Annotated in this window: 7 protein-coding genes and 1 tRNA gene; 7 read left to right on the forward strand and 1 reads right to left on the reverse strand. The window is 33.1% G+C overall.

The features are described 5' to 3' along the window. Positions 1–149 precede the first annotated feature (149 nt). Genes PF572_00715 through PF572_00730 form a run of 4 tightly spaced genes read left to right on the forward strand, consistent with a single transcriptional unit; the run spans position 150 to position 5,130 of the window. Positions 150–2,834, forward strand: coding sequence for an HAD-IC family P-type ATPase (locus tag PF572_00715; GenBank protein ID MDA3839586.1), 2,685 nt, complete (start codon positions 150–152; stop codon positions 2,832–2,834). Beyond that, entirely contained in the window at positions 2,827–3,246 is a 420-nt protein-coding gene (locus PF572_00720) for a septum formation initiator family protein (GenBank protein ID MDA3839587.1), read from the forward strand. Before PF572_00715 ends, PF572_00720 begins: the two co-directional genes overlap by 8 nt. A 3-nt stretch (positions 3,247–3,249) precedes the next feature. Beyond that, positions 3,250–4,707, forward strand: coding sequence for a hypothetical protein (locus tag PF572_00725; GenBank protein ID MDA3839588.1), 1,458 nt, complete (start codon positions 3,250–3,252; stop codon positions 4,705–4,707). A 21-nt stretch (positions 4,708–4,728) separates the two neighbouring features. Continuing rightward, entirely contained in the window at positions 4,729–5,130 is a 402-nt protein-coding gene (locus PF572_00730) for an NUDIX hydrolase (protein MDA3839589.1), read from the forward strand. Between the two features lie 469 nt (positions 5,131–5,599). Here PF572_00730 and PF572_00735 read toward each other — a convergent pair. Next, positions 5,600–5,672: transfer RNA gene (locus PF572_00735), tRNA-Thr, on the reverse strand. 279 nt (positions 5,673–5,951) lie between these two features. Here PF572_00735 and PF572_00740 point away from each other — a divergent pair. The 3 genes from PF572_00740 to PF572_00750 are packed head-to-tail and all read left to right on the forward strand — an operon-like array spanning position 5,952 to position 9,173. Continuing rightward, positions 5,952–7,556, forward strand: coding sequence for a serine hydrolase (locus PF572_00740; protein ID MDA3839590.1), 1,605 nt, complete (start codon positions 5,952–5,954; stop codon positions 7,554–7,556). Position 7,557: 1 nt separating this feature from the next. Continuing rightward, entirely contained in the window at positions 7,558–8,235 is a 678-nt protein-coding gene (locus PF572_00745; protein MDA3839591.1) for an ATP-binding cassette domain-containing protein, read from the forward strand. A gap of 26 nt (positions 8,236–8,261) precedes the next feature. Continuing rightward, on the forward strand, positions 8,262–9,173 hold the full coding sequence (locus PF572_00750) for a permease-like cell division protein FtsX (protein ID MDA3839592.1): 912 nt from the start codon (positions 8,262–8,264) through the stop codon (positions 9,171–9,173). Positions 9,174–9,294 lie beyond the last annotated feature (121 nt).

A 9,294-nucleotide genomic window follows, 5' to 3' on the forward strand; every position in this document is an offset into this window, starting at 1 on the left:
TCAAAAGGAAAGAAACTTTTGAAAAGTGAAAACTACGTTAGGGTTTTTTATTTACAAAATTTCGAAATTAACTTTTAACTCTCATCTTTTAACTTTCTACTAAAATATGTTATAATAAAAACAATATAAATACTAAAACCAAGGAGAAAATGCTAAATTTCCATAGTGAAGATTTTAAGTTTGCAATCGATAAATTTAAGACCACCTTTGATGGTCTAACTCAAGTTGAAGCTCAAAAAAGGCTGGATTCAAACGGAAGAAACGAGCTTCCCTCTAAAAAACCAATAAATAAGACTGCTATTTTTTTCAGTCAGTTTAATAATGCTCTTATATATATTTTGTTAATAGCTGGGCTTTTGTCTTTTGTTCTTAAAGATTATATCGATGCTGCTATTATATTTGCGGCTATTTTTATAAATACAATGATTGGTTATGTCCAGGAATTGAAGGCCAGCAATGCCCTATCTAAATTAAAACAGTTAGTTGAACACAAAGCTTTTGTCTTTCGTGATGGACATGAAATAGAAATAGACTCGATTGATATAGCCGTAGGAGACGTTGTTTTTGTTAAGGCTGGGAATAAAGTTCCTGCTGACTGTAGATTGTTAGAAGCTATTAATTTGCAAGTGAACGAATCAAGTTTGACTGGAGAATCTGTTCCTTCAACAAAGACAATTAATTCTGTTTCTGTGGGCGCGGCTGTAGCCGATAGAGATTGCATGATTTACGCCGCTACAGTGATTGCTCGTGGTTCAGGAAGGGCTGTTGTGGTTGCTACTGGTGTTGATACTGAGATAGGAAAAATAGCTAAAATGGTTTCAGAAGAGAAAGAAGAGCAAACTCCACTGCAGAAAAGATTAACCGTGTTTAGTAAACAAATTGGTATTTATGTTGTTTTGCTGACACTCGGCATTGTAGTTATTGGGGTTCTTCAAGGCAGAACTTTATTTGAAATGTTTTTGACAGGAGTTGCTTTAATTGTTGCAGCTATTCCAGAAGGACTAACGGTGGCGTTGACGGTAGTTTTAACTATTGGTATGCAGCAAATTCTCAAACACAAAGCTTTAGTTAGAAAGTTAGTAGCAGCAGAAACTTTAGGTTCAACCACTGTTATTTGTACTGATAAAACTGGAACTCTAACTGAGGGAGTGATGCATGTTGCCCATATTGTTATCGGTGAAAAAGAGTTTGAAGTTGATGCCCTTGGATCTAGGCAAAATCAAAAAGAAGCAAAAATTGTTAGTCTAGCCTTGCAAACTGCTATGATGTGTAACGATGCTCTTATCGAGAATCCTCAAGATGAATTATCGATTTGGAGGATAATTGGAGGATCAACTGATGTGGCACTTTACTCGGCGGCGCTTCAGTCAGGTCTCAATAAAGACAAACTTTTAAAGATAGAACCATTAATTGACGAGTTGCCCTTTGAGAGTGATTTGAAATATATGATTAGTCTTCATAAAAGAAAAGAAGGCTATGTAATGTATGAAAAAGGTGCACCAGAAAAAATTATTGATAAATCCGATTACTTTTTTCATCAAGGTAAAAAAACAAAGTTAACATCAAAAGACAAGCTAAGTTTAAATAAAAATTATAAAAAACTTGCATCTAAGGGACTTCGGATAGTTGCAGTGGCGTATAAAGAATTTGATAGTCTTGAATGGGAGGTAGGCGATAAGTGGGAGACTATAGACAATAAATTAATTTTTATAGGCTTCATTGCTCTCAAGGATCCACTTCGAGCTGAAGCAAAAGAGACTATCGAAATTTGTCGTAGTGCAGGTATCCGACCTATTATTATTACGGGGGACTACCACCTAACAGCAAAAGCAATTGCCTCTGAGCTTGGAATGAAAGTTAGCGATTCGCAGATATTAACTGGGCCGGACCTCGATAAAATAAACGATGATGAATTAAAAGCAGTTGTAAAAAATATTAGTATTTATGCTAGAGTTAATCCTCATCACAAACTAAGGATAGTAAAAGCATTGAAACAAAGAGGGGAGGTTGTTGCAATGACAGGCGATGGTATAAATGATGCTCCTGCCCTAAAGGCAGCTGATATTGGTATCGCCCTTGGTACTGGTACTGATATTGCCAAAGAGACCTCGGACATGGTTCTCCTTGATAGCAATTTTAAAACGATAGTGGATGCGGTGAGATACGGCAGAGTTATCTTTGATAATATTAGAAAAGTTATTACTTTCCTAATATCTGATTCTTTTTCCCAAATTATTCTGATAGCAGGCTCGATTGTTTTAGGTTTCCCTCTAGCTCTCTTGCCAGCTCAAATTCTTTGGATGAATATAGTACAGGACGGTATCCCTGGGTTTACTCTGGCCAAAGAGCAGGATAGCAGTGGGGTTATGGACAGAAAACCCATTAAGAAAGATGAACCAATTTTAAATAAGGAGATGAAATTGATAATATTTACTGTTGGTCTTTCTCGCGATTTTTTAATTTTTATAATTTTTATTTTTATGGTGAAAACTTCTGTCGACATCAGCTATACTAGAACATTTATTTTCGCTGCCCTGTCTACTAATTCTTTGATGAATCTATTCAGCATCAGATCATTAATAAACCCAATTTGGAATTCAAATCCATTTTCAAATAAATATCTAAATATTGGCGCTATGATTAGTTTTCTTCTCTTGCTAGTAGCGGTATATTTTCCCCCACTCCAATCAATCCTTTCGACAGTCCCTCTCGGCTTCTATACATGGGGAGTAATAATATTACTTGGCATATCCACAATGTTACTGATAGAATTAGTAAAACATATGTATTCTAATGTTTACATCAAGAGTACGAAAAAAGAAAAAAATGTTTAACAGGAAAAAGAAAAATTTATTTTCAAGACTATTTTTCAATCAATATTGGATTGCAGTTTTTGTTTTAGTTTTGCTTTTTTTGATTAGTATTCCTCTTGCAAGAAACATAAGTAAAAAATATGATATTGATTCAGAGGTTCGAGCATTGGAGGATGAAATAGCAGGCTTGCAAAAAAAGAATATTGAACTAGAAAAATTTATTGATGACTATGGGTCTTCTGATTTCGTTGAAGAAATAGCAAGACTAAATTTAGGTCTCAAAAAAGAAGGGGAAGAAGTTCTTGTAGTTAAGAGGGGGAATATAGATAACACCAATGAGAACAGCTTAGGAATAAATAAGGAAATCGAATTTGTTGGAGATGTAAAAGAAAACAATCCAAGTAAATGGTTAAGATATTTTTTTAAAAAATAAACTATGTCAGAGAATAAAAGTATTGATGGAATAAAAAAACTTTCAAAAGATGAAGTTAAAAAAGCAAGAAAAATCTTGCTTGATTATATTGGGGAAGATTCTAAGAAAAAAGACGAGGTGAATGCCGGAGGAAGAGAGGGTGGCCTGGGCCAAGAAAAAGTCCCTAAACCCAAAAACATGGACGGGATACTCAGTGGAATTAATTTTAAGAAAAGAGAGAGTCGAGAAAAGAAAGAACACAAAAAAACTGAAAACACAAAAAAAGAAAGAGAGGCCTTGAAAAAAGAACTAGGATTTACAGATAAGGTAAAAGAAGTTAAGGATGAAGCAGACAAAAATATAGGTGGAGCGTTTTTGCGAATGGCAGAAAAAAGTGAAAAGAAAAAAAAGAAAGAAATTAATAGGAAAAGTATAAATGAGAGAAGAAATGCTTTGGAACTAAAAGAAGATCGAAAAGCAAAAGTCAAAAAAGAGCTAGAAGATAAGAGAAAAAAAATAATTGAGGAAAAACAAGTAAAAGAAGAAGATACTCAAAAAACACTCAAGATAAAAGAAGAGTTAGAAAAAGAAAAAAAACATCTTGAAAAAATTAAAAAGGAAAAAACTGAAAAGAAAAAAAGAAAAAAAATCGAAGACAGTTTGGCTGAAATAAAAAAGAGAGAAAAAGAAAAGAAAGAGAAAAAGAAAAGAATTAAAAAGAAAATAAAATTATTTAAACACAAGGCTCATAAAAGAATTCTCGACACATGGCTTGAGATAAAAGAAAGAAGAAAAAAAATAGTTATATCTATTCTCCTGTTGATAATTTCTTCTTTGCTTATTTATTTATTTTTTGTAGTTATTCTAGTTAGATTTAATCCGGATAATAAAGTAAGTAGATTTATAGCTGACTTTATGCCAGTCCCTGCACTCATTTCCTCTTCAGGTGCTCTCGAATATTATGATTATATTGATAAAAAAAGTATTATTATTTCAGAGCTTAATGTGAATGACCCAGCCAGTATTAACAAGGTATTTGCACTGGATTTTGTATTAAATAGTTTGGTTAAAAAATACAATATTAATTACAGAGACGAGAACTTCAAAGCTCAAGTTGAGCAAAGCTTGTTAACCGATCTGGATGTAAACAATGTTGCGATTAAAAGAATAGGCAAAATTAAGAGTCTAATAGAAGAAGGTGGTAATTTTGTACAAGTTTCTGAGAAGTATGGTGATCAGGTTGATAAAGTTGATTTTAAAAATGAGGAAGAGGCTTTAGAGTCTTTTGGAAGCTCGCTAGCTGGTCTTAGAATTGACGAGGTTAGTGATATTGTTGTTCACTCAGATGGATACTATATTTTCAAAAGATATAAAAAGAATAATACATTTTCTCTAAGCTATGTCTATATATCGTCAGTTACTCTTGATGAGTATTTGAATGAAAAAGCGACAAAATTAAAGATTTGGAGCTTGGTTGATTAGTTTTATAGATAAGAAATGAATATGAATTCAAGAATTCAGAGAATTACTGCGAAGGGGATTATTTATAGAGATAATAAAATTTTGTTATTGAAAGATTCAAAAAATGTTTGGGAGTTACCTGGAGGAAAAATTGAATTTGGAGAAAGTCCCGAAATTTCTTTAGTAAGAGAATTTAGAGAAGAAATAGGTTGGAATGATCTAGGCATAGGCAAACTTGTTGATGTGTGGGATTTTACTTCAACTTTTGAAACAATTGATTATCAGTTTTTAGTGGTTGTTTTTGCTTGCAATTCTACTGAAGAGAAGATTGTATTAGACAAAGAATCAATTGAATATGATTGGGTTGCTGTTTCCGAAATTGAAAAATTAAAAATGAAAGATGGCTACAAGAATTCAATAAATAAATTTTTAAAAGAAATATAAGTATATTATTTAACATAAAAAGAGCTCGTATAGCTCTTTTTATGTTTTAATTTTTAAAAGTACGTACTTAAGTGAAGTACGTACTTTTGTTTATCTGGATTTTAGAAAAGGGTGAGTTTTTAAAAATATTTTATATGTTTCTTTTTTTTATTTTCCAGCTTTTTTAATTGCTCTGGACATTTTTCACAGTTTCCAAAATACCATTTTTTTAATTCATCACGAGCATCGCACCAATCATTTGTAGCCTTGAGGCCTTTATGGGCGTTTATTAATTATGATATCTGCATAACTAAGAATGAAATAAGTCCGAAAGAGAGAAACGAAATAAAAATAATAAACAAAATTTTTATAAGAATCATAGTTGATTCCTTTTGAAGTATTGAAAAAGAACAGCTTATTTGAGCCGACCAATGGATTTGAACCCTTAACCTACGGTTTACGATACCGTTGCCCCGCCTGCCATCGTCTGAGCCCACGACCAGATTCGAACTGGTTACCTATGCTTTACGAGGGCATTGCTCTACCTATTGAGCTACGTGGGCCGAGGCGATGGCGGGCAGGTCTACCATTGACCTGCCTACCTCGAAGTTAATTTCTAGTTTTCATAAAAAAATGAATATTTCTTTCTACTTCCATTTTCTAGTTATTTCGTTCACGGCATTTCGGGCAGGGCCAGGTCGGTATTACTTCATCAAAGATTTTAAGATGATAATATTTTGGATATTTTTTTGCATAAACATGTAATTTTAGCATGTTTTGTTTACACTTAATTTATGTTATAATAAATATCATAATAATTCAACAATAAGAAATTAAAATAAATGAATAAATCCCAGATTTCTGTTTTAGGACTTTTAATAGTCCTACTATTTTCGGGGCAATTAGTATTTGCTCAAGATGAAAACATAACCTTAAAAGAAGCACCACTAAATAAAGAATACAGCATTAGGCTAGATAAGGAAACTATAGCAAAGGGCTATACGGTAACCGCATTTGATAAGTTAAAATTATCTCTGGTTCCAGGAATTCTAAATGAGGCAACACCAGTTGAAGTGATAGAGCTAAACGAAGAGATGCCAATGCCATGGCAATTTGAAAAAATAAGCAATATATATCAGTTTGAGTTTACAAACAAACTCGCCTACGACAATCACAAACCTTTTTATATTGAATTTCATTATGAAGAGTTAGATGGAGGATATAAGCAAGTTTATTTTTTTGACAAGAATTTTGGTTCATGGAGGCCACTTCCAACAAAAGATTATCCAGAAGAAAAATTCGTTCGTTCTTTGATTCATTTGCCCTATGCTCGCATCGCAGTTTTTTCAGACAACAAAAGAATGACCAGTGGAGAAGCTAGTTGGTATGCATATAAGGGAGGGAATTTTGCAGCGTCACCTGATTTTCCAAAAGGTTCAATTCTTAGAGTGACTAATACTTATAATAATAAATATGTAGATGTTGTAGTGAATGACTATGGTCCCGATAGAAGCATTTTCCCGGACAGGGCGATAGATTTAGATAAATTAGCTTTTGCAAAAATTTCACCACTTGGAGCAGGGATTATTGATGTTAAAATTGAACCATTAAAAATACTCTCAGATGCTGACGGGAGAGTAGTTGGAGTGAGCGCTCAAGGAGCCCGAGAAGAGCCTGATATTAGCTCTAGAGCAGCTATAATTTACAATGAAGAAACAGAAGAAATTCTATTCAAAAAAAAGGCAACGACTACAATGCCTTTGGCAAGCCTAACAAAACTAGTTGCTATGAAGATTTTTCTGGACACTAAGCCAAGTTTAAATCAGGTGGTTGAGTATAAATATCAAGATGAAGCGTATAATTATGAATGGGTAAAATCATGGGAGTCGGCAAGACTGAAGGTTGAAGAAGGTGAAACAATGACAATCGAAGATCTTGTTTATTCATCCTTGGTGGGATCAGCGAATAATACAATAGAGAGTTTAGTTAGAGTTAGTGGTTTGCCACGTGACACTTTTATAAAAAAAATGAATGATACAGTTAAGTCTTGGGGGGCAAGTTCAACTGTATTTCTTGAGCCAACTGGTCTTTCTCCTGAGAATATGACAACTGCTTATGACTATGCTTTAATAACCAAGCAAGTATTTAAAAATCCTATAATACAAAAAGCAAGCACAATGCCTAAATACGAATTTTATACAGAAAACACAGAGGACTATCATAGATTGGTTAATACAAATAATCTAGTAAGACATTCCCATCTTAATTACGATATTACGGGATCAAAAACAGGATATCTTCACGAAGCGCTCCATTGTTTGATGGTTCGTCTAAAAGATGCTAACGGTGATCAGCTAGTAGTTGTTACTCTTGGATCAGAGACGAAAGATATTAGTTTAAATGAGACACAAGAGTTAATGGATTTTGCATTAAAAATCAATAATTAGAATGATAAAATTAGAAAACGTTACAAAACTTTATAATAAATATAAAGCCCTCGACAGGGTTAGTCTTCATATAAAACCAGGGGAGTTTGTTTCTTTGGTGGGTCAGTCTGGAACAGGAAAAACAACTATTGTTAAATCTTTGATTGGAGAGGAAAAAATACAAAATGGGAAAGTTGTCGTAGGTGGATGGGATATTACAGATATTCGCAACAGAGAAGTTCCTTATTTAAGAAGACAGATTGGGGTTATTTTTCAGGATTTCAAATTATTACCCAAAAAGACCTTGTATGAAAATGTTGCTTTTGCGATGCAGGTTTGCGGGGTGGGATCAAAAAGAATAAGAACAATCGTCCCTCATGTTATGAAGATAGTTGGTCTTGATCAAAAAATGCATAGATATCCTTTTGAGGTATCTGGTGGAGAGCAACAAAGAGCTGCCATCGCTAGAGCATTGGTGCATAGACCAAAAATACTTCTTGCCGATGAGCCAACAGGAAATCTAGATTCAATCAATGCTAATGATATTATCGATTTGCTTTTGCGTATCAACAAATTCGGAACAACCGTTGTTCTTGTAACGCACAACAGAGAAATAGTAAATAAATTAAAAAGAAGAGTAATAGTTCTTGATAATGGATTAGTGATTTCCGATGAAGAAATAGGAAAGTATGTTTTATAGTTTTAGACTTCTTGAAAAATAATCTTATGATTTTATCTTTACTTAGAGCAATAAAATTTAGTGTACAGGATTTTTATAGAAATATTTGGCTTTCGCTTGTGACAATTATTATTATTGTTTTAGCCTTGTTTTCTGTTAACATGCTTTTGACAGTTAAGGTAATAGGGGACACGGCGGTCCTGGCCATAAAGGATAAAATAGATGTTTCTTTATTTCTAAACACTGACGCAACTGAGGAGAGTGTTTTTTCACTAAAAACAACAATAAGTACTTTGGCACAAGTGGAGGAGATTACATATATTTCTAAAGATGAGGCCCTTGCTGACTTTAAAGAAAAAAATAAAAGTAATCCAGAACTTCTTGAATCACTAAAACAACTAGGAAAAAATCCATTAACTCCAACACTTGTTATTAAACCAAAAAATATTGATCACCTAGATGAACTTATTGCAAACTTAAATAAAATAGAAGACCCAATTATAGAATCACGTAATTTTACAAACTATAAATTAATGCTAAATAAAATAAACGGAATTACTGATAAAGTAAGTGAAGCGGGGATTCTTATAAGTATGATTTTTGTTTTTATCACCTTGCTTGTAGTTTATAATTCAGTGAGAGTTGCCATATATACACATAAAACAGAGATTGCAGTCATGAAGTTGGTTGGAGCTTCTAATTCATTTGTCTATCTCCCTTATGTCTTCTCAGCCTTGATTTATACAATCGTTGGACTTCTTATTATAATGCTGATTTTCTATCCATTTCTAACCCTCTTGCAACCATACCTTGCAACATTCTTTATTGGATATAATATTAATATTGTAAGTTATTTTACTTCTAATGTTTTTCAGATTTTTGGCTTACAATTTTTAGTAGCCTCAACCATAAACGTTGGAGCTAGCTTGATTGCTGTAAAGAAATACGCCAACGTCTAGGTATGTGCAAGACCACGAACATAATTGACACTTTTTATTTATAACTTCTATCTAGTTTTTTATCTATTTGGTCCATTAATTTGGCTATTTTCTTCCTATTTTTCATCTTTCTAGAGTTGGC

The sequence above is a fragment of the Patescibacteria group bacterium genome (assembly GCA_027858235.1).
In the GTDB taxonomy this organism is placed as follows: domain Bacteria; phylum Patescibacteriota; class Patescibacteriia; order Patescibacteriales; family BM507; genus BM507.

Excerpts from the sequence above, each read along its gene's own strand:
- PF572_00715 (MDA3839586.1), top strand. The coding sequence starts at position 150 with ATGCTAAATTTCCATAGTGAAGATTTTAAGTTTGCAATCGATAAATTT.
- PF572_00720 (MDA3839587.1), top strand. The coding sequence starts at position 2,827 with ATGTTTAACAGGAAAAAGAAAAATTTATTTTCAAGACTATTTTTCAAT.
- PF572_00725 (MDA3839588.1), top strand. The coding sequence starts at position 3,250 with ATGTCAGAGAATAAAAGTATTGATGGAATAAAAAAACTTTCAAAAGAT.
- PF572_00730 (MDA3839589.1), top strand. The coding sequence starts at position 4,729 with ATGAATTCAAGAATTCAGAGAATTACTGCGAAGGGGATTATTTATAGA.
- PF572_00740 (MDA3839590.1), top strand. The coding sequence starts at position 5,952 with ATGAATAAATCCCAGATTTCTGTTTTAGGACTTTTAATAGTCCTACTA.
- PF572_00745 (MDA3839591.1), top strand. The coding sequence starts at position 7,558 with ATGATAAAATTAGAAAACGTTACAAAACTTTATAATAAATATAAAGCC.
- PF572_00750 (MDA3839592.1), top strand. The coding sequence starts at position 8,262 with ATGATTTTATCTTTACTTAGAGCAATAAAATTTAGTGTACAGGATTTT.